Here is a 19837-nt window from a genome sequence, read left to right on the forward strand (position 1 = left end):
AATGAATGAAAAGGTTAGTTGCGAAGGTAACCAGTATGGCTTTGTTGTTTTCTCTTATACTCACTCTGATATACGGCGGATGGGGAACCGGGGCGGTGTACGCTGCGGGGGTTACGCTGACAGGCAGCGGTGGCGGGAATGAAGCGGTGTATGCGGAGTGGTCACCTGTCAGTAACGCATCCGGCTATAAGGTATTCGTCAAAGCGGCAAGCGCCGCAGATTCCCAGTATCAGCAGCTTCCGAATGAGCTGATCCGCAAATATGCTTCCTACTGGAGAGCGGACGCCGTAGGGCTTGCAGCCGGAAGCTATGTCATGAAGATTGAAGCGGTATTGTCAGGCGGGGGAACGGCTAATACAGTTACGGGTACGCTGAATGTAACACCGTATGACCGGTCTGGTTTTGCTTTCTCCTCCAGCTCTCCGTTTGGTACAGGCTCAGGTGCCTATAACAACAACGGAACACTTAAGAGCGGCGCACAGGTGCTGTATATCACCTCCCAGAACGCTCAGACCGTAACGCTTCCCGTAGTGGTCAGCAGCTCGGGTACAGTTCAGACAGGGACAGGGCTTGGCAGCATTCTCGCTCTCCGGCAAAAAGGCTATGACACCACACCGCTCGCCATCAGGCTCATCGGAAAAGTGACCGCCGCCGACCTCAGTGGACAGTTGAACAGCAGCGGGTATCTTGAACTCAAAGGCAAAAATAATTATACAGAAATGAACATTACCCTTGAAGGAATAGGAAAAGATGCGACTGCCTATGGCTGGGGGCTGCTGCTCAGATACGCAGGGAATGTGGAGGTTCGGAATCTGGGTGTGATGTTATTCCCGGATGACGGCATTTCCATGGATACAGGCAACGCGAATGTGTGGGTGCATAATAATGATATTTTCTACGGATCAGCGGGAAGTGATGCGGACCAGGCCAAAGGCGACGGTTCCACAGATCTCAAGAAAGGCTCCACATATATCACTATTTCGTACAACCACTACTTCGATTCCGGCAAAGCAGCTCTGGTCGGACTTAGCGAATCGGCAGAGTTCTTCGTCACCTTCCACCACAACTGGTTCGATCATTCCGACTCGCGTCATCCGCGGATCAGAGTGGCCTCGGTCCATGTGTATAATAACTTCTATGACGGTGTATCAAAATATGGTGTGGGCGTGACGACCGGCGCTTCAGCCTTCGTGGAAAGTAATGTGTTCCGTAATGCCAAGTACCCGATGTTGAACTCTCTTCAGGGGACGGATGCTCTGGGCGAAGGCACATTCTCCGGGGAGACTGGAGGGATGATTAAGGCCTTCAATAACAGTATTACGGGGGCGTCCAGTCTCATTTATGCCAACTCCAATACCGGAACAGCTCCGGCAAATGCAGGCTCTCACGATGCTTACCTGGCCTCATCGAGAAGCGAAGCCGTTCCCGGCTCGTACAAAGCACTTGTCGGCGGAACAGCATATAACAACTTCGATACGCTGGTCGATACAGGTGTCAGCGCAGCAGCTGTAGATAGCATTGGCGCAGTAGAGCAGAAAGTTACAGCGGGAGCAGGACGCCAGGGAGGCGGTGACTTTAGCTGGACTTTCAATAACTCAGTAGATGACGCATCCTATGCCCTCAACGTGCCGTTAATGTCAGCCATACGGAGCTACACCTCAGGCCTGGTGTCTGTAGGCGGCGAGGCGAATCCGGGAGGTCCAACGCCGACACCATCGGCAACGCCTGGGCCAACGGCAACTCCGGTGCCGACAGCGACACCGGTGCCGACAGCGACTCCGGTACCAACAGTAACGCCTGGGCCAACGGCAACTCCGGTGCCGACAGCGACTCCAGTGCCAACGGCAACACCTGCCCCGGGAGCGGCGGTGCACAATTTTACAACATCCGGCACATCAAGCAGCTTCTTCACCATTCAAGGCAACCTTTCCACCAGCAAAGGAACGGTAGTCTATAACGGCCTGACCTTAACCCAATGTCTGAAAATCGAGAGCGCCACCAGCATCCAATTCAACGCAGCCAAGGCCTCCACGCTAACGCTGGTGTTTGGCTCCGAGGGAACCAAGATTAAGGTGGATGGGACAAGCTGCCCGATCACGAACGGTGTGGCCAACGTCTCCCTTGCGGCAGGCGCCCATACGATTACGAAGGATAGTACGGCTAATTTGTATTATTTGGTGGTGGAATAATATAACTCCTAACCCCATTATCGCTTGGCGAAGTCTTCTCTGGAAGTGATGGATTGTGTCATGATTCATGAACTGTGCCATATTCACCACATGAATCATGACCATTCTTTCTGGCGGCGTATTGGTAGTATAGTGTTGGATCAGGAATAAGATACTTGAACACCGTATTGTGTGAAAAAGTGAGTGACTGCATCCATGTCCATGCGGTGATCGAACAAGTGCTCAGGATAATAGATGCCTGGAGCCATCGGCTCATCCATAGACATCATCAGCAGTAAATTTTCGGCCTGCACCGCAGCGCCAAGCGCAGTCATATGGGTCTGACCGAGTGGATCGGAGACAGTCATTCTGCGTTCCACTACGTTACGCTTCGCATCCATGCCTTTCAATAGAATCACCAGGTGATGAGCGCTCCCGGTTCCCGGATTGTACAATAATTTCTGTCTGAAAGGCTTGAATCGATCCCCACTAATCAACTTCCATATTCCTGTTTTGACCAGTCCTGCGAGTGCATAAGTGGAAACCTTATGATCGAAGGAGATGCGAAAGCTGGCGGAATTTATATGACTGGTACGGGGCAAGGTGACATGATCAGGAGTATCCAGTCTGTAACAGTGCGTCGTGTATCCATTTGGAAACTGTATTTTAACCGGGTCAGTCATGGGATAGACCAGCCGGCTCGTATTGGATTGAGTGATATGAAAAGGAATGCTCATCCGGTCCATGAAGGCCGCTGAATCCGGGCCGGCCTTATCCCGCAGGGAGTACAAGGCATGGATGTTAACCTCAACGTTCTGAAGCGATTTCGAGAGCATCATGGCAAACAGGGAGGCCGTTCCCGCCATCCATCCGGAAGAGAGAATTACGGGGGCATGAAGCTCTTCCTGATCTATTGTGCGGATCGCTTGCTGAAACACTTCTGTCCAGCGTGTGACATCAATGAGTGGAATTTTTCTTCGCACTGCTGCTACCAGTAGTCGATCATCCAGATCGTTCACTGCATTAATGATTAAAGTTATATTTTCTCCTGCGTGAATCAGCGGATCGATTGCCTGGGTATCAACAACAACCGTGTGCACCCGGTCCGATGGGAAAGGGGCTGCTTTGCCAGCAGAACGACCACCCAGCACTAACTCCAGATCAGGGTGCCTGTCATGTAGAATGCGGGCAATCTGTACCCCTACAGCACCATAGCCTCCAGCGATGAGAATCTTTTGTCTATTCATTTGTTAGCCTCCGTTTATATGTTTATGTACTTATATGTTTAAACAATTAAACGTAGTAGTGTGAAGAAAAGGAATGCAGTTCACCAGCGCGGCGTGCGCTAGCTCTGACATTCCACTTCTACGAGATGAACGAGCTGTTTGAGTAATTCGATAGCATCGTTGAACTCCAGTTTGTAATACATCTCAGTCCCTTTTTTCTGAACCGACAGCAGCCCGGATTGGCGCAATATTTTCAGGTGATGAGAGACTGTAGGGCGTGACATGGGAACATGCTCTGCAATCTGTGATACGTTCATGCTATCTCGGTCAATGAGCAGCGATATGATTCGCTGGCGGACGGGATCTCCCAGACCTTGAAGATAAGGGCTTAGATTCTCGAAAATATCAATGACTTGTTGATTACCTATCGATTCGCTCATGGCTCACTCCGTTATAATGTTTAATTGTTTAAACGTATTATAGTCTTACATGCCGCCAAAATCAAATATAATATTCATGCCATATGTAGAGTTGAGGAAGCTCGGCCTGATGCTATTCCCGGACGACGGGATTTCCATGGATACAGGTAACGTGAATGTGTGGGTGTATAATAACGATATTTTCTATGATGCCTGTACCAACGGCAACGTCTGCCCCTGGAGCAGCGGTTCACCATTCAAGGCAATCTCTCCACCAGCTAAGGAACGGGCCGTCTTTTTTCTCTCGCCTTTGGGCCTATAGGAGAGGTGTCAATGTGCATCTCACTAGTGAGTATTACTATGATCATTATTTGCTACAATAAAGATATATAGGCAAACTCCATGTGAGGGGAGCGTTGAAGATGCTGAAGAATTTTTCGTTCCAGAGCTTCAAAAGCTTTGATTCATCTATTCTAGAAATTGAGAAATTAACATCGGTTATTGGCACTAATGCAGGCGGTAAAACCAATGCGATTGAAGGGATGAAGATACTCTCTGAAATCTCTTCAGGAAGAGACCTATCTATTATTCTGGATGGCTCTAAGAATATAGACAGTGAGATCAGAGGCGGGAGTGTAGGCTGTCCCAGAATTGGTACAGATACATTTACTCTAGGGTGTCTGGTGGATATTGATGCGGATTATGACTTGGAGTATTCCATAACCATCAAAGTGAGCAATCGTGTTTTTGTGCTTGCTGAGCATTTGTTGAAGCTATCCTCTAGCGGCGACAGACCGGTGACCGTGTTTAAGACCAAAGATACTCCTGACGACTATAGCGATATTAACGCTGAATATAATAATGGGCGCAAGGGAAGAAATCCCGAAGTGACCTGTATTCGTTCTGTCTCTGTTCTATCACAGCTATCGTCCAAGATGCCTACGACTACAGAGTATAATAAGAAGAACGTGTCTTACATAAATCTGGTTCTGGAGCGTCTGGGGAAGATACTCTTCTTAGATCCTTTGCCGGTTCGGATGAGAGATTATTCAAGGATGAGCGACCATGAGCTAAGACCTACGGCCTGGACGCAGTAAAGGATCTGCCGGAGATGAAATTTTGGATATTGGGTTCATAGAGACTTCCATTGGTGATGTGATGTTCTGCCTGAAGGAGAAGTATGGTGAACGCTCGGAATTCGTGGAGGCCAAGCGTCTCTCGGATGGTACACTCAGATATGTGGCCATTCTCGCTGCACTTATTACAGAAGACCCTGATACTATGATTGTGATTGAAGAGGTGGATAACGGAATCCACCCCAGCCGAATGAAGAGCCTGATCCAAACGATATCCAGACTAACCAAAGAGAGAAAGATAGATGTCATCATTACAACACATAATCCGACCTTACTGAATGCTCTATCCAAAGAAGAATTGTTCGGGGTTGTTTTGTGTTACAGAGATCCTGACAACGGATCAAGTAAATTCTATTCCTTGCCGGATATGGAATCCTTACCGGTTCTTTTGTCAAAAGGTAATCTGGGCGATCTGACGGTCCGGGACGAATTAGTGAAGGCGTTGAAGAAGCCTGCTGAAGATCATACAGATCTAAGCTGGTTGGAGGTGTAGACATATGCATGTTCATATTATCGACACCTCTATTCTATGTAACATTCTGGATCTGCCAGGAATTGATTTCATTACAAAAGGAGAAGCAACAGGTTCTGATTCTGCTAATGTAAGTTGGTGTGGGTGATCTATCCATCATCCAAGTCTACAAGAAGTACAAGAATGTCCCTGCTATCGGCTCTATAAGAATATGGAGTCTGGATCATCATCTACAAGCTTACTATGAAGAGATGCCTTCTATACGGAGACGAAGAGACAGGTAACTAAATCAATCCTTTTCTTTACTGTCAACCAAGTCGATAATCTGACGTATATCCTGAATATTTAGAGCTTCTGCTATTCTAACGATATGACTGAAGCTAATGTTTTCTCTCTTTCCATTGGATAGTTCGCTTAAAGCGGCATGGCGGACCCTGGAGATTCTAGATAACTCTCTTATGGAGATTTCATGCTTAGCAGTCAATTCAGGTATTTTCACTACAATATTCTTCCCCACTGCAAGTTCACTCCTGAGCAAAAAAAATTTTTCAGAATGATACGCATATACGTACCGAATTTCCTCTGTAATTATGCTACGCTGATTTATATCCCAAATTCATAGTATAGCTTATGAAGGAGGCCCAATGCCCAGGATTCTCGAATCGCTATATCATGGTAGTCTATTCCCTAGTGAAGATATAATCTCCAAGGACCCTAATTATCGCCCGCTTAACGGTCAGATTACCGAATCTCTCGAAGCTTGGAAGCAGAAGCTGTCAGTGAGTGAGTTCGAGGAACTGGAGTCTTTACTGGAGCTATATTCACAAGTGCAGGGAATGGATATAACGGCTGCATTTGTGTCAGGGTTCAAGGACGGGGCCATGATGATAATTGAAGTGCTAATTAAGTAAGAGACCTGGATGGTGAATGATGAAAAAAACCATTTTATTGATATCGGGAATTCTTATCTTTTTATTTTCGCTCTGGATAATTTTGAGTTCGGTTTTACGTGCGTACTATACCGATAATATGCCGGACAATTATGAAATAACATTTGGCTATAAAACTAATGATTCGAATTTTGATTTCGTGGATTCAGCAGAAACCTTCACACAAAGGGCAGAGCTAAAAGCCAAGATTGCTTTTCCGGAGCTTTCGACAGAGAGCAGTAAAGGATTGTTCTATGTTACAAGCAATAAAGAAGGAAAAGTAATGAAAACCTTTAAAATAACGATTAACAAAGGCGTGTCAGGACAACTATTCAACTTAGACGCCGAAGGTTGGCCTGCTGGAACCTATGAGTGTACTTTTGAAATGAATGGTGAAATTGTAGCTACAAACAGCTTTTCTCTAAAATAATTCTGGCTATTCCTCCCCATACCTTCCCACCGCCATCTCCGCCGACTTCAGCATGCGCTGCTTCAGCTGCTCGCCCTCAGTGATCTTCACGCGCAGGCCTAGGAAGCGGATGCGGGAGAGCAGGAACTCGCTGTCGTCCCTCATGTAGTGGACGGTGATGTGGTAGATCCCCGTAGCTTCATCGAAGGCTACTGACTTATCGAAGCAGGAGAAGGTGGACAAGATCCGCGACAGCTCGGCATTGTAGACAGGAATGACCTGAATGCAGGCCGATTCTCTCAGACCGTCTAGGAGCCGGGCGATCCGGGCCTTGAGGCCTTCTATCCGGTGGGCGGGGATGGGAGCAGGTTCGGCAGACACGATGTTCCGCAGCTTGGTGGACATGAGTGAGCGCTGCCGGGTGCTGTACCACTGCAGATACCACTCCCGCTTATACATATTGTACTCCAGCTTGTGGGGGAAGCCGGACGGATCGGTCCGTTCCCCGCCATGCTTGATCGCATACGTGATCTGAATTCCCTGATTCTCCATGATGATGCGGCGCAGGGGGCGGAGCAGCGGATGATAGACCTGGCGTTCCTTGCTGCGGGCCTTCTCGATGATAATCTCTCCTACTTCAATAGAAGCTTCGGCCTCCAGTAGGGAATTCAGTTTACGTAAGGTCTCCATTGAAAAAGCTTCAGCCGCCGCCGGATGACCCAGCATCGTCTTCAGCCAGGAACGCTCCTGCGAGGTCAGCGCCAGGGAGCCTGCTTCCTCCAGGCGGGAGATGATCTGGAAGTTGAATATTTTCTCAAAGGGATTCATAGTAGCTCTTGATCTCCTTCCATTCCTCCATGAACTGCTTGCGCAGCCAGCGGGGCTCCAGAATCTCGCAGCTTGAACCGAAGCTCCGCAGCCACGGCTTGATCTCGAAGATCTCGTTCACCGTAATCTCGTACAGGAAGGTCGTACCCGATTCCTCCGTAATGGTTCCCCACTGCCCCTGCGCCTCGACCCGCTCCCGGATGAAGTTGGCGCCGGACCGGCTTGGGTTATAGAATCGGACGGCCACCTTAACTGTACGATTGGTATCCGTCACCCAGCTATACTCCAGCTGAGTCTCCAATTGCTGAAGCCGCTGCGCGAACTCCTCTTCTTCTACAGGCTCGCCCTCTTCAACCTGGGTCAGGCCGTCCATCCGCAGCTTCTTGATCCCCGTCCGGCTGTGATAGCCGATCAGATACCAGCGTCCATACTGATGATCGTAGACGACACGCAGCGGAAGCAGACTGTCCGTAATCCCTGCCGATTCCCGCTCGAAGAGGGGGTTGGTGTTCTGGGAGGTGTAGTTCATGCCTTTTTTGGGCGACAGATAGAGGAATTTGATTCTCCGGCGCTGCTGAACCGCCCCGAAAATCGTATATAGATGCGCCTCATCCAGAATCCGGGAATGGTAATGGTATTTGTACCTGTGGGTCTCCGTGGCTTCGTGAAGAATGCCCCTTATCCGCAGAGCCTTCTTCAAAGTGTCACGCAGCAGGTAGCCCTGGACGGACGGAATCTGCGTATTAGCAATGACATCTACATAATCGAACAGGTCGAGCAGCTCATCATCCGTCAGCTGGTCCAGCAGCTCGTTGGCGGCTTTGTACCGGTAGGGGCGCTTGTCATTTACCTTTACAATCACGCCTACCTCCTCCAGGTATTTCAGGTCTCCCCGGATCGTCTTCTCGTCCGGCAGCGGCGAATCGGCAGGCATCTGGTCACAGCAGCCGTCATGCAGCTCCTTGGCCGTTAGCTCCTCGCTCTGAAGTGCGGTTAACAGCAGCGTCAACCGGATACTCTCCGTCTCCTTCAGTGATTTCGCCCGGAAAAGGAACAGGAGCAGCGGATCGGCAGATTCATAGTAATTATAGCGGAGCCATTCGGACAGCTCGGTGCCTTGTTCTGCGGTCAGATCCTGCTGCAGGACGGTCACCATCTCTTTGAGATTGCGCAGCGTTTTGTCATAGGTATGTACGGAAATGCCGAGCCGCTCGGCGAATTGCTGCCTGCTGTAGGCTCCCCCGGCTAGTGACAGCATACGGAGAAACTGTATTTCTTTATCGAAGCTTTCCTTGGCCATATGTATCCCTCCAGCCTGTAACGCATTCATGAGTTGTAATAGTTAATACCTCTATTAAGCACCAGAGTTGCTTGAAATGGAAGATTTTTGTCTGCCGCCATACTTCCACCCTGTTCCTTCTTGGCAAAATGAGGGAAGATAAGGCCAGCGAAACCGACTTGGAATGGAGGGATGACATGAACCCTATCAATACGCTCATCCACAAGCAATTGAAGCAGATTGAACAAGAGGAGCAAGTGACGATCCTCTATGCCTGTGAATCAGGCAGCCGGGCGTGGGGATTCCCCTCGCAGGACAGTGATTACGATGTGCGGTTCATCTATGTGCATCGGCCGGAGTGGTACTTATCGATCTGGGATGCACGGGATGTCATAGAGCGTCCTATTAACAATATGCTGGATATTAACGGCTGGGATCTGCGCAAAGCGCTGAAGCTGTTCCATAAATCCAACCCGCCGCTGCTGGAGTGGCTGCAGTCCCCGATCCAGTATGCTGAGAAGTTCAGTGTGACGGAGCAGCTTAGGGGGATCTCACCGTATACCTTTTCGCCGAAATCCTGTATGTACCATTACTTGAACATGGCCAAAGGCAACTACCGAGATTACCTGCAAGGGGAGCAGGTCAAGATCAAAAAGTATTTCTATGTGCTGCGCCCGGTGCTGGCCTGTGAGTGGATTCACCGGTACGGGGAGATGCCGCCGATGGCCTTCGAGGTGCTGGTGGAACGGCTGATTCCAAGGGACAGTGAGCTGTGGAAGGTCGTGCAGCATTTGCTGGCCCGGAAGAAGTCGGGTGAGGAGCTGGACCTGGAGCCGCGGCTGAGTGCGATTAACGAGTATCTGGAGGAGCAGCTGCAAGTGCTGGAGCAGGTTGCGGCAGAGTCTTTGAGTACGAAGACGGATAATCGGGACCGGCAGCTTGATGCTCTGTTCCGGGAGGTTATGCAGGAAGTGTGGGGGTTGAATTTGTAGAGGAGGAAGACAATCATGGCTATTGTACAACTGAGATCAACGAACCCGCAGCTAAGCTTCATCATCCGCAAGAATCCGCAGAGCGGCATGCAGCTTCGCCCGGTCCGTCAGGGTATCGCATACGGCTGGTATTCGGATGAGGCTACTTATAATGTGTACTTCAAGGACGCTGACAATGAGGTCTCCTATAAAAAGAACGATGGCGAGAGCTTCGAGTACCTCAATGTCTCCCGCTATAACACCCCGTTATTCCCGCTGAATGCGGTGAATGAGTTCTTCTCTACCCCGTTCAAGGCGAGGGATGAGCGGGATACGGAGGGGTTTGAGCACTCTTTTACCATACAAATGATTCATGTCGAGCGGCTGCATTACATCCGGTTCTTTGAGCAGCATCTGAAGGATTATACGTTCACCCTGGAGCACCAGGCGCATAAGAGCTATTCCCTGACCATCACTACGCGCAAAAGCCTCTACCACCTCCTGCATGTGGTCAGTGTGCTGTCCTTGTTCTTATCGATCTTCGGTGACGAGTACATCGATATCTCGGACCGGATTCTGGACAAATATATCCGCAGTCTGAACGTGATGGACGCTCCTTTCTATATCCGCAGCCTGTTCGCCCGGAATCTCCTGAAGACCCGGGAGCAGTTCAAACGGTACAAGACGGCTGTCGAGCAAACAGATCTGTACCCGATCGGTCTGGAATATGGCAGTACGGCGATACAGCGGCGGACGTTCATCTCGGGTGTGCTTCCGTTTGATAAGCCCATTCTGGATATCGGCTGCGGCGAAGGCTTCTACGCCATTCCGTATGCCGGGAAGATTGAGGGCGCTTATTATGCGGTGGACATCAACGAGGAGCTGCTGGAGGTTGTGAACCGCAAAGCAAAGGCCAAGGAGCTGGATAACATCGTCACCTTCCGCTCGCTGGAGCATTTCCTGGAGCTGTACAACGGAGAGCAGGTGGATGTCATTCTGACCGAGGTGGTGGAGCATATGAGTGAACTGGAAGCGGCTGCGCTGATCCGGCAGATCATCCGTCATGTGGATTTCGGACAGCTGATTGTGACTACGCCGAATGCGGATTTCAATCCTTACTATGAGCTGGAAGGCTTCCGCCATGAGGATCACAAGTGGGAAAAAGGCCAGGCGGCGTTCCAGGAGTGGCTGACGCTCACACTGCAAGGGCTGGGCGTGGAAGCCGAATTCTCGCTCGTAGGTGACCGGGTGGGCGACATTCGTACCACGCAGAGCGCCATTGTGCGCAGACAGGAGGGTTAGGCCATGGACATTCAGACGAAGGTACACACGATATTCATGCTGGTGGGCGCGACGGAGTGCGGGAAGTCTACTTTTGCCAAAGAAGTGCTGATCCCACAGCTTAAGGCTGCGGACAGCACCACAGGTCTGCGCACGAATGTGCAGTATCTCTCTTCAGACCTGATCCGTCAGGAGATCTTGGGCTATGACTACGATAAATATGATCAGGTCATGCTGGAGGCCAGCTCGCATACGTTCGCGCTGTTGTTCGAGCGGTTGAAGCGGGTGACCTCCTGGCCGATTAATGCGGAGTTTGTCATTATGGATACGATAGGTCTCGCTGAGGATTACCGCAGCAAGGTGCGGGCGATTGCCCAGGAGAACCAGTATAATCTGGAGGTCATTCTGTTCGATTACCGTAAGCGGGAGGATTATTATGCCTCGGAGCGCTCGAAGAAGCTGATCTCAAATCACCTGAACCGGCTGCGCCGAGAAGTGCTGCCTGTGCTGTCCCGCGAGGGCTACCATGGTATTCATAAGGTGCGGGCCAAGGATTTTCTGCTGGAAGGTGTTGAAGGTACTGAAGGTTCTGGAGAAAAGCTGCCGAACCCGGATTACCGGGTGCACATTCAGGATTGGGAGGCCTATGCCGCTGCGGTGCTTCCGCAGGAGCAGGAATACATTGTGGTCGGGGATGTACATGAATGTGTTCAAGAGCTGCAAGGGCTGCTGCGCAGCTACGGCTACCGGATTGAAGAAGGGAAGCTAAGCGCTACGGATAAGCTGAGGAATACACGGATCATCCTGGCGGGCGACTGGATCGATAAAGGCAAGCAGACCCGGGAGATTATCGAGTTTTTGTATGACAATCAGGAGCATTTCCTGTTCGTAATGGGCAACCATGAGAATTTCGTCTACAAGTACCTGCGCGGGGAGATTAAGGGGACTGAGCCGGAGCTGCTGAGAACCTATTTTGACTCCACTCAGGTGTTACAGGAAGATGAAGAGTTGTTCCGTCAATTCTCCGTGCTGGTGGAGCGAGCGAAGCCCTTTTACCGCTATATCGGGAATCGGGGGCCTTCCTTCTATGTGACGCATGCGCCTTGCCGCAATAAGTACATCGGGAAGCTGGATACGAATTCGCTGCGCCATCAGCGCAACTTCCGGCTAGACCGTGAGTCTGCGTACGAGCAGCAGCTGGGCTTCCTGAAGGAGGAGGCGGAGGGCAATCATCCGTTCCATCTGTTCGGACATATTGCCGCGAAGCAGACGTTCCGTATCAAGAACAAATTACATCTGGATACAGGGGCGGTGCATGGGAACGGGCTAACTTCTGTCCTTATAACCTTCAAGCCGTTCTACAAAAGCCATAAATCCCGCCAGCAGCTCTTGCCGGAAGAGTTGCCGGTTCTCTTCCGCGAAGTGAGCATGGTCTCTGTGGAGGAGCTGGATGCGGAGTCCATGCGCAGACTGCGCTATTCCTCGCAGAATAAGGTCAACTTCATCTCCGGGACGATGTCGCCTGCGGATAAGGATGAAGTAGCAGGCGAGCTGGAGTCACTGCGCAAGGGTCTGGATTATTTTGCCGGACGCGGGGTGTCTGAGGTGGTCCTTCAGCCTAAGTATATGGGATCGCGCTGCACGGTGTATCTATTCCGGGACGTAGAGCATTGTTATGCGGTTAGCCGCAATGGCTATAAGGTCAAGGCTGTAGATCTGACGCCGGTCTATGAAGGACTGCTGGAGCGGTTCGGAACGTATATGGCGGAGCAAGGCATCCGTGTGCTGCTGCTGGACGGGGAACTACTGCCCTGGAAGGCGCTGGGGGAAGGGCTGATTGAACGCCAGTTCCAGCCGATTGGGCGGGCGCTGGAGAACGAGCTTGCGTTCCTGAGAGAGCACGGGTTCGAGGATTCGCTCGGTGAGCTGATTCAGGCGTATGAAGCCAGCGGATTCGAGCAGGATCAGCATCATCTGACCAAAGAAGCGCTTAATACCAGCTATGGTGCTCATGTATACCAGACGTATAAGCATGTCCGCAGCATCCGGGATGCCTATGTGGGGCTTGACCAGAGGGACGAGGCGTACCGGGTGTATAAGCGGCAGCTGGAGCTGTACGCCGGGGAGGCGGAGCTGGATTATAAGCCGTTTGCTATTCTGAAGGAAGTGCTGGAGAGCGGGGAGGAACGGATGCCTGAGGGAGTAACCTCGGAGCAGTACCGCTTCCTGAATGACGATGAGATCCTGGTGCTGGACCTGCAGGAGCCGGAGGCTTACAGCCGGGCTGAGGAATATTTCGCCGCCATAACCGTTGAGCAGAAGATGGAAGGGATCGTGATCAAGCCGGAGCAGGAGCAGCCGGGAGTGGTCCCTTACCTGAAGGTCCGTAATCCGGGTTACCTGTCGATCATCTACGGCTACGACTACAGATTTCCGCACAAGTATGCCAAGCTGATGAAGCAGAAGAATATCGCACCTAAGCTGCGCACTTCCCTGGCTGAGCACCGGCTGGGTAAGCACATGCTGGAGATTAAGCTGGAGGAGATCTCGGCAGACAACAGCACCTACAAACAGATTGCCGCGAACCTGTTGTTCGAGGTGACGAAGGAGAAGGAGATCGATCCGAGGCTCTAGTAAATAATAAAAGGATTATCACAACGTCTTTTTTTAGTTATGTTCTCAACTTTCGCGGCTGAGTTCTTCAAACAAACTCTTGATATAGCTAGTTAAACCGGATATTCATTCCTGAAGTTGACAAAAAACGTCTGTTTTGTTCTTCTTAATTTTTACCTGAGACATATAGAGAAATAACTCATATGCTGCTAATCCAGGTCAAGAGCCTCATCGGCAAAGAGTAAGAAAAGTTCTCTTAGTGTCTTGTCATTACTCGACGGACACTGTTCGTATTCAATTACCAATTTTGAATCTTGGACGAAGCAGTCGAAGAACACACCGACAGTCATTTTGGTTCCTATATCCTCGTAGTACTCGGTTTGCCCAGTTACCCCCTGGCTTCTTCCGAAGTTAATATTTGTTTGAATACGGCCAAGAATGGGGTATATTTATTCATGAGGTCGCCTCATTTCGGTTTGGTCGTACTTACCATTACCCGAAGTGGCGGCCTTTTCTGTCCTTTTTTTGAAAATAAACACGCTTACAAAAAATAAGACAATAAATTTATAAAAGATATTTTTATATACATCAATATAAAAACGGCGGTATGATAAACATATTATGGAAGTGTTTATCGGTGAATATTATACCAAAGAATGAATAAAAAGATTTTAATACTTATTAAAAGAGGAGCTGTTTTTTTGGAAGAGCTAAAGTACATAAATGAGGAAGTATACCGAAATTTAGAATATATTCTGAAAAAGCTTGATGATAGGTTAGATTTAAAACTATACTCCATTCAATTAGACAACGATCATAAATGGATGGATGGATTTCGAGTTAAAAGTGGGTTGGGGGAGCCTCAAAGCCAAGATAGTGAGATAATACAAGAAGAGCTAAATGATCCAGCTGAAGTATTAAAGAGACTTGGTTTAGCCCGACAAGCCTCAGATAGTGATGCAAAGAATTATATTATAGAACTCGATAACAATAAATTGAAATCCAATATGCTTACGAAAGAACGACTATCTGAGTCGATTGTAAGTGAGGATCAAGAGCAAATTGAATCCAATGAGAAGACCACAGTTAGACAAGTTTTGAATGAATGGAATATCCTTTACTCCAATAGTTTTAATCTTAAGATAAAAAATAAAAAAATTACAATTAAATATATTTTGTCCATTGAATATACAAATTCAGTAACGCGATATACTTTTTTTAAAAGACCACAATTGTCTCTTCTAAGAATGATCATGGATTATTATTTCACGGACTATTATAAAACTTCGGGTAATGCGGAATTGTTATTTATTAACGATGATAAGACTATTGAAACTAAGTACAAAGAGAATACTATCCAGTTCCTTCAAAGGATGGCACGTTTATTTTTTGGAAAGGTACAGGACTTTCTTATGAATAAACAGTATCTAGAGGAAGTTTCTAGCATAGATGAAGAGTTATCCGAAATTGAAAATAATCAGTATTATATTAACAATTTGCTTGAAAAAATTGATGGAATCTCTAACAGGACCTATGAAGGTGAGAGTCCATTTGGATGTATGCTGCTACTCAATACTAAAATGCTGAAAGATAGCAAGTTTGTTAAATATTCCATCAAATTTCAAGATCAACAACCAATTAATTTAGAGGATGCTCGGCGAATCAGGAAATTGCTTGAGTTAACGAACAATGAGAGGGAACTGTACTTAATTGCTGATAACAAGGCCATTTATGGTGTCGGGGAAATAGACTGGGGTCAGCTAGGAGAGAATCTATTGTTCAAAGTGGAGTTTAAGGGGTTGTCCAGATATGATCTACTCCTTGTGACTACAGAGAAAAGGGATGATACAGATGCCCGTGTAGTTACGGAAGTCGAATCCAAAATCTTCAAGATGACAACAAATTCGGAGATCCTATTCCATAAATTAACCAGTATTTCCTTTAAAAATCCAGAAATCGGTTCCGGTTTTTTTACAACCGAACTCTTTGAACGAACTATGAGAACTCAGTTTAAAGATGTTTCTCCGCCTTTAACCGATAAGGGGATTGATAAGCTCCGACTTATCATTCAAAAGGCAACTGAACAACAAAATGGAACAATGGTTGTCATTACAGATCCCGATACTGCTGAAAAAGAATTGATAAAACTAGGAAAACAATCTACCCTGATTCAAGCAACAGAGATTAGCCCAACATTTATTAAACACCTTACTTCCATTGATGGAGCGATATATTTTGACACGACAGGTGCTTGTCATGCTATTGGCGTTATTCTAGATGGACTTGCTCAAGCAAATTTGGGAGATGCAAGTCGTGGAGCAAGATTTCATTCCGCGCACCGTTATCTCGAAAAACTGAAATCAGAAGAAAAAGGATGTGTCATTGCTATCATTTCGGAGGATGGCATGATTAATCTGATACCAGAACAGGCAAATGAAGCTGTTATACGCCAGTTAGTGAGAGCTATGATAAGTTATATAAAAGATAATGATGAGCTTAGTGAAGAAACCCTTCAAAGTTACGATAAACGTCTTGGAGAAGTTGAGGATGAAACTATAATTGATCATCATCATTATTTCAAACTTGCAGAAACTTTTTTCAATAAAAATCTTTTTCTCAAAGCAGCACATTATTATGAAAAAGGCTTAACAGTATGTGGCCGATTTATTTTGAAATATAATCGGGCTCTCGCCAATTCTATTTTTAGGCAAAGGAATATTGAAACTAATAAAGAAAATATACTTCAAGTTTATAAAGCTGCATTAGAACAAATTGAAATTATATTCAAAATGGCAGATGATTTTGAGATTGATCAACATGAGTATAATCGTCGTGCAATTTCCTTGCAATTTATTGGACGTTACTCAAATATAGAGAAGAAGAAAGAATATTTTGATAAATCATTGCTTGATTTTACAAAGGCAATAGAAATAAAAAAAAGTTCTAAAAATGTTCTTTATCGGAATCGAGGCGATCTTTACCAAGAAAGAGGAGAGCTATACGAAGCGCTTAATGACTTTATAAACTCTGAAATTGAATTTTCAGAAGAAGGAACCTTAAAGTATATTGAAAAACTCATTAAAAAAGAAGTTCCTTTGTATTTACATGCGCTTACCAGCTATTCAGCAAAGAGGAATGATAAATATAATAGTAAAGCTCTAGAGAAATTATTAGAGGATTACGGTAATAGAATAAAAGAAGAAATCCCGGAAGTGGCTGCTGCACTAGAACAATGTGATTTCGATTTACCGTAGAAAAACGATGAATAATTCGGGGAGATAAGAATGAGTATTGAGAATGGATAACTCATAAAAGTGGGGGCTGGAGTTTCAAATAGCCGACTGCGGTTGTTTTTGTAAATGGTATTGGGGCCGAACCGTTTTACTCGAACATTTAGGCCGATCTGTTCTGATAGGATATTGTATTTGTTAGCACATAGAATGGTTGGTTAGTAGTGCAGCAGTATATCGTAAGTTGCTATGAAATAATTGATGAAATCATTCTTAAGGCTGTAAAAGAAACAATTACCTATCTTGTGCAAACAGTAAGAAGAAGGCGGAGGAGTTGATTGAATTTTAAAGTAGACAGGAAATCTTATAAAAGTCTGAGAACTCACTTTTTTATCAGAACCGAGGGCACACTTGACATTCTACCCTCGGTTCTGATAAAACTTTAACCCATCACAACCAGCACATCGTTCTCTGCTGCCATACGGGATACAGGAATCAGATTGCCCTGGATTTCTTCGCCGTTGATGACGATGCGGGAGACGCCTTTCTGAACGCCGTTCTTGTTCTCCACCTGGATGTTCAGCTTCTTCCCGCGGAATTCGCGTACCATGGAGAAGTCGGTCCAGTCCGAAGGGACACACGGGTCCAGACGGAGGCCGTCCTTCTGCGGCTGAACGCCCATTATGCCCTCTGCCAGAGAGACCATGACAGTGGAGGCGGTGCCGGTCAGCCAGTGGACATGGGCCCGCCCCTGATACGGGCTGTCCTTGGATTCCACGAATTGGCCGTGGACGTAAGGTTCCAGCTTACGGACCTCCGCATTGTCGTTCATGGTGGCCGGGCTGCAGTTCAGGAAATACTCGAACGCGCGATCACCGTTACCAATCACCGTCTCCGCCAGGATGAGCCAGCCCTGCGGCTGGCTGAAGATGCCGCCGTTCTCCTTCGTTGAGGCATTGAACAGCGCCATCAGTGCCACCGGCAAGCCGTATTTGCGGAATGGCGGGTAGAATAGCATCGTGCCGTAATCAGTCCGCAGATTGTCATAGACCTTGTCCATGGCGAGCTTGGCCTGTTCAGGGCGGGCTGCGCCGCTAAGCACCGACCAGCTCTGCGGATTGAGCCAGATTCGGCCCTCGTCGTTCTCCCACGAGCCGATGGTATAGTTGTCCTCGGTGAAGCCGCGGACGAACTGATCGTTCTCCCAGGCATAATTCTGAATATTACCGTCCAGCTCCTCCAGCAGCCCTTGTGCCCACGCCGTATCCTCCGGTTTGTTCTTGTTCTCCGCGATGCCCATGAATACCTTGAAGCCCATGTACAGCTGGAAGGCCACGAACAGGGATTCACCCTTGGCGCCAAGCCGCAGACAATCGTTCCAGTCGGCATGAAGTCCAACCGGCATCCCGTGCGCGCCCATCCGGTCGAGGCTGAATTGAAGCGCCTGCCGCAGATGCTCATACACCGTTGCTTCGCCTTGATCTGAATAAGGAATGACCTCATCGGTGAAGTCCCAGTTCCCGCTTTCATTCAGGTACTTGATAACCGTGGGGAACAGCCACAGGGCATCGTCGGCCCGGTAGTGGGGATGTCCAGTCTCCCGCACATACTCAGGGTCGTCTGGTGTTCCCTCATGGCCCGGGTTATGGTCGAATTTCACCAGCGGCAGTCCGCCGCCATTGGATACCTGGGCAGAGATCATCAGCCGCAGGCGTTCGAGAGCCATCTCATGGTCCAGATGGATAATGCCCTGGATGTCCTGAACCGTATCCCGGTAGCCAAGCCCGTTGCGCAGGCCGGAGTACTGGAAGGAGGCGGCACGCGACCAGATGAAGGTGATGAAGCACTGATATGCGTTCCATGTGTTGATCATATGGTTCAGATTGCTGCTTGGAGTCTGCACCTGGAAGCGGTTAAGCTTGCTGTGCCAGAAGGTCTTCAGTTCTTCAAGCTCCCGGTCTACCACGGACAAATCCTGGTAGTGGCTAAGAATGCCGGAGGCTCCTTCTTCATCATATTGTCCCAGCAGGAAGGCAATTTCCTTCTCTTCTCCCGGCTGCAGCTCTACATTCATCTGCAGGGCACCGCAGGCATTGGCATTATAGTTCAGTGAGTTCGAGCATTGTCCGTTCTCCACGGAGAGCGGATTCCCGTAGCTGCGGTAATCTCCAAGGAATGTATCGCGGTCCCCGTCATAACCGGCCACCTCTGCTCCGGCCGCGCCGAAGAATCTCCAGGTCTGTTCTCCCGCGATATTTTCATTGATGACTTGAAGAATTTTATCGTGCTTGAAGTAGGTCCGGGAAATAAACAGCGTGTATTGCAGGTTCACGGTATCTTGCTCATAGTTGTTGTCATTGGTGAATTCGGCGAAGCCGAAGAGAGCCAGCTTACGCGGAGTGGTGCCATCATTGCGGATCTTCATGCGCCATACCTCATAGGTCTTGTTCAGCGGTACGTAGTATAAGGACTCGGTATGAATGTTGTCATAATCTGAGACGATGTTCGTGTATCCGGTTCCATGATGGCAGACGGATTTGTATTGCTCCAGATTCTTGCCTACCGGCTGCCAGGAGCCGGACCAATAATCGCCGTTCTCCAGGTCTTTGATATAAATGTAGCGCCCAGGCTCGTCCTTGGAGTTGAAATGATAGCGGATATGCCGTCCGTTGGCCCCGGATTTCACGAAGCTGTAGCCCCCGGCGTTGCCTGAGATAATCGCACCGTATTCCGGCGAGCCGAGATAGTTGGCCCAGGGAGCAGGCGTATTCGGTTTTGTAATCAGATACTCTTTGTTCTTGTCGTCAAAATGACCGTATTGCATAACCATTCCTCCTCATGATAGATAACAGGCAGGGTTATGAACGCGCGTTCAC

The 19837-nt window shown here is 48.4% G+C and carries 16 protein-coding genes and 1 pseudogene; 11 read left to right on the forward strand and 6 right to left on the reverse strand.

The genetic code is table 11. The features are described 5' to 3' along the window. Positions 1-5 precede the first annotated feature (5 nt). Positions 6-2189, forward strand: coding sequence for a pectate lyase family protein (locus tag MKZ07_RS24580; protein ID WP_341028181.1), 2184 nt, complete (start codon positions 6-8; stop codon positions 2187-2189). A 15-nt stretch (positions 2190-2204) separates the two neighbouring features. After that, positions 2205-2339: pseudogene (locus tag MKZ07_RS24585) on the forward strand (M48 metallopeptidase family protein); the annotation flags it as partial. Here the strand turns inward: MKZ07_RS24585 and MKZ07_RS24590 are convergent. Together MKZ07_RS24590 and MKZ07_RS24595 are read right to left on the reverse strand one after the other, a co-directional pair. Then, entirely contained in the window at positions 2330-3415 is a 1086-nt protein-coding gene (locus MKZ07_RS24590) for a saccharopine dehydrogenase (protein WP_341028184.1), read from the reverse strand. The pseudogene MKZ07_RS24585 and the gene MKZ07_RS24590 sit on opposite strands and share 10 nt — an antisense overlap. A gap of 98 nt (positions 3416-3513) precedes the next feature. Continuing rightward, a complete protein-coding gene (locus MKZ07_RS24595; protein ID WP_036691332.1) occupies positions 3514-3834 on the reverse strand; it encodes an ArsR/SmtB family transcription factor in 321 nt (106 codons plus the stop codon). Between the two features lie 109 nt (positions 3835-3943). Between MKZ07_RS24595 and MKZ07_RS24600 the strand changes: the two genes are divergently transcribed. The 3 genes from MKZ07_RS24600 to MKZ07_RS24610 all read left to right on the forward strand — a co-directional run bounded on the left by MKZ07_RS24600 (position 3944) and on the right by MKZ07_RS24610 (position 5442). Beyond that, positions 3944-4135, forward strand: coding sequence for a hypothetical protein (locus MKZ07_RS24600; protein ID WP_036691330.1), 192 nt, complete (start codon positions 3944-3946; stop codon positions 4133-4135). A 100-nt stretch (positions 4136-4235) separates the two neighbouring features. Continuing rightward, positions 4236-4910, forward strand: a complete 675-nt coding sequence (locus MKZ07_RS24605; RefSeq protein WP_341028188.1) for a hypothetical protein — start codon at positions 4236-4238, stop codon at positions 4908-4910. 22 nt (positions 4911-4932) lie between these two features. Continuing rightward, positions 4933-5442: an AAA family ATPase gene (locus MKZ07_RS24610; RefSeq protein ID WP_341028191.1), complete on the forward strand. Its 510-nt coding sequence runs from the start codon at positions 4933-4935 to the stop codon at positions 5440-5442. A gap of 268 nt (positions 5443-5710) precedes the next feature. On the opposite strand, the gene MKZ07_RS24615 is transcribed toward MKZ07_RS24610, so the two are convergent. Continuing rightward, a complete protein-coding gene (locus tag MKZ07_RS24615) occupies positions 5711-5938 on the reverse strand; it encodes a helix-turn-helix domain-containing protein (protein ID WP_341028193.1) in 228 nt (75 codons plus the stop codon). 127 nt (positions 5939-6065) lie between these two features. On the opposite strand from MKZ07_RS24615, the gene MKZ07_RS24620 reads away from it, so the two are divergent. Both MKZ07_RS24620 and MKZ07_RS24625 read left to right on the forward strand, forming a co-directional pair. Further along, positions 6066-6332, forward strand: coding sequence for a DUF6809 family protein (locus MKZ07_RS24620; RefSeq protein ID WP_341028195.1), 267 nt, complete (start codon positions 6066-6068; stop codon positions 6330-6332). 16 nt (positions 6333-6348) lie between these two features. Beyond that, a complete protein-coding gene (locus MKZ07_RS24625) occupies positions 6349-6780 on the forward strand; it encodes a hypothetical protein (protein WP_036691320.1) in 432 nt (143 codons plus the stop codon). 6 nt (positions 6781-6786) lie between these two features. On the opposite strand, the gene MKZ07_RS24630 is transcribed toward MKZ07_RS24625, so the two are convergent. Beyond that, positions 6787-7587 carry a WYL domain-containing protein gene (locus tag MKZ07_RS24630; protein ID WP_341028199.1) on the reverse strand — a complete coding sequence of 267 codons (801 nt, stop codon included), beginning with the start codon at positions 7585-7587 and terminating at the stop codon, positions 6787-6789. Next, entirely contained in the window at positions 7574-8887 is a 1314-nt protein-coding gene (locus MKZ07_RS24635) for a helix-turn-helix transcriptional regulator (RefSeq protein ID WP_076155768.1), read from the reverse strand. Before MKZ07_RS24635 ends, MKZ07_RS24630 begins: the two co-directional genes overlap by 14 nt. Before the next feature lie 176 nt (positions 8888-9063). On the opposite strand from MKZ07_RS24635, the gene MKZ07_RS24640 reads away from it, so the two are divergent. The 4 genes from MKZ07_RS24640 to MKZ07_RS24655 all read left to right on the forward strand — a co-directional run bounded on the left by MKZ07_RS24640 (position 9064) and on the right by MKZ07_RS24655 (position 16985). After that, positions 9064-9858: a nucleotidyltransferase domain-containing protein gene (locus tag MKZ07_RS24640; protein ID WP_341028203.1), complete on the forward strand. Its 795-nt coding sequence runs from the start codon at positions 9064-9066 to the stop codon at positions 9856-9858. Between the two features lie 15 nt (positions 9859-9873). Continuing rightward, positions 9874-11139, forward strand: a complete 1266-nt coding sequence (locus MKZ07_RS24645) for a class I SAM-dependent methyltransferase (RefSeq protein WP_341028205.1) — start codon at positions 9874-9876, stop codon at positions 11137-11139. A 3-nt stretch (positions 11140-11142) separates the two neighbouring features. After that, positions 11143-13752: a metallophosphoesterase gene (locus MKZ07_RS24650; RefSeq protein ID WP_341028208.1), complete on the forward strand. Its 2610-nt coding sequence runs from the start codon at positions 11143-11145 to the stop codon at positions 13750-13752. Between the two features lie 680 nt (positions 13753-14432). Further along, positions 14433-16985, forward strand: coding sequence for a diadenylate cyclase (locus MKZ07_RS24655; RefSeq protein WP_341028210.1), 2553 nt, complete (start codon positions 14433-14435; stop codon positions 16983-16985). Between the two features lie 418 nt (positions 16986-17403). Here the strand turns inward: MKZ07_RS24655 and MKZ07_RS24660 are convergent, their stop codons facing one another. Continuing rightward, the gene (locus MKZ07_RS24660; protein ID WP_341028213.1) at positions 17404-19785 is read right to left on the reverse strand and encodes a GH36-type glycosyl hydrolase domain-containing protein; all 2382 of its coding nucleotides are present in this window, start codon (positions 19783-19785) and stop codon (positions 17404-17406) included. Positions 19786-19837: the final 52 nt, after the last annotated feature.

The sequence above is a fragment of the Paenibacillus sp. FSL P4-0338 genome (assembly GCF_038002365.1).
In the GTDB taxonomy this organism is placed as follows: domain Bacteria; phylum Bacillota; class Bacilli; order Paenibacillales; family Paenibacillaceae; genus Paenibacillus_AQ.

What these genes read in the sequence shown, in the direction of transcription:
- MKZ07_RS24580 (WP_341028181.1), top strand. Translation starts at nt 6, where the DNA reads ATGAAAAGGTTAGTTGCGAAGGTAACCAGTATGGCTTTGTTGTTTTCT.
- MKZ07_RS24635 (WP_076155768.1), bottom strand. Translation starts at nt 8,887, where the DNA reads ATGGCCAAGGAAAGCTTCGATAAAGAAATACAGTTTCTCCGTATGCTG.
- MKZ07_RS24625 (WP_036691320.1), top strand. Translation starts at nt 6,349, where the DNA reads ATGATGAAAAAAACCATTTTATTGATATCGGGAATTCTTATCTTTTTA.
- MKZ07_RS24660 (WP_341028213.1), bottom strand. Translation starts at nt 19,785, where the DNA reads ATGCAATACGGTCATTTTGACGACAAGAACAAAGAGTATCTGATTACA.
- MKZ07_RS24640 (WP_341028203.1), top strand. Translation starts at nt 9,064, where the DNA reads ATGAACCCTATCAATACGCTCATCCACAAGCAATTGAAGCAGATTGAA.
- MKZ07_RS24600 (WP_036691330.1), top strand. Translation starts at nt 3,944, where the DNA reads ATGCTATTCCCGGACGACGGGATTTCCATGGATACAGGTAACGTGAAT.
- MKZ07_RS24630 (WP_341028199.1), bottom strand. Translation starts at nt 7,587, where the DNA reads ATGAATCCCTTTGAGAAAATATTCAACTTCCAGATCATCTCCCGCCTG.
- MKZ07_RS24605 (WP_341028188.1), top strand. Translation starts at nt 4,236, where the DNA reads ATGCTGAAGAATTTTTCGTTCCAGAGCTTCAAAAGCTTTGATTCATCT.
- MKZ07_RS24620 (WP_341028195.1), top strand. Translation starts at nt 6,066, where the DNA reads ATGCCCAGGATTCTCGAATCGCTATATCATGGTAGTCTATTCCCTAGT.
- MKZ07_RS24650 (WP_341028208.1), top strand. Translation starts at nt 11,143, where the DNA reads ATGGACATTCAGACGAAGGTACACACGATATTCATGCTGGTGGGCGCG.
- MKZ07_RS24595 (WP_036691332.1), bottom strand. Translation starts at nt 3,834, where the DNA reads ATGAGCGAATCGATAGGTAATCAACAAGTCATTGATATTTTCGAGAAT.
- MKZ07_RS24590 (WP_341028184.1), bottom strand. Translation starts at nt 3,415, where the DNA reads ATGAATAGACAAAAGATTCTCATCGCTGGAGGCTATGGTGCTGTAGGG.
- MKZ07_RS24645 (WP_341028205.1), top strand. Translation starts at nt 9,874, where the DNA reads ATGGCTATTGTACAACTGAGATCAACGAACCCGCAGCTAAGCTTCATC.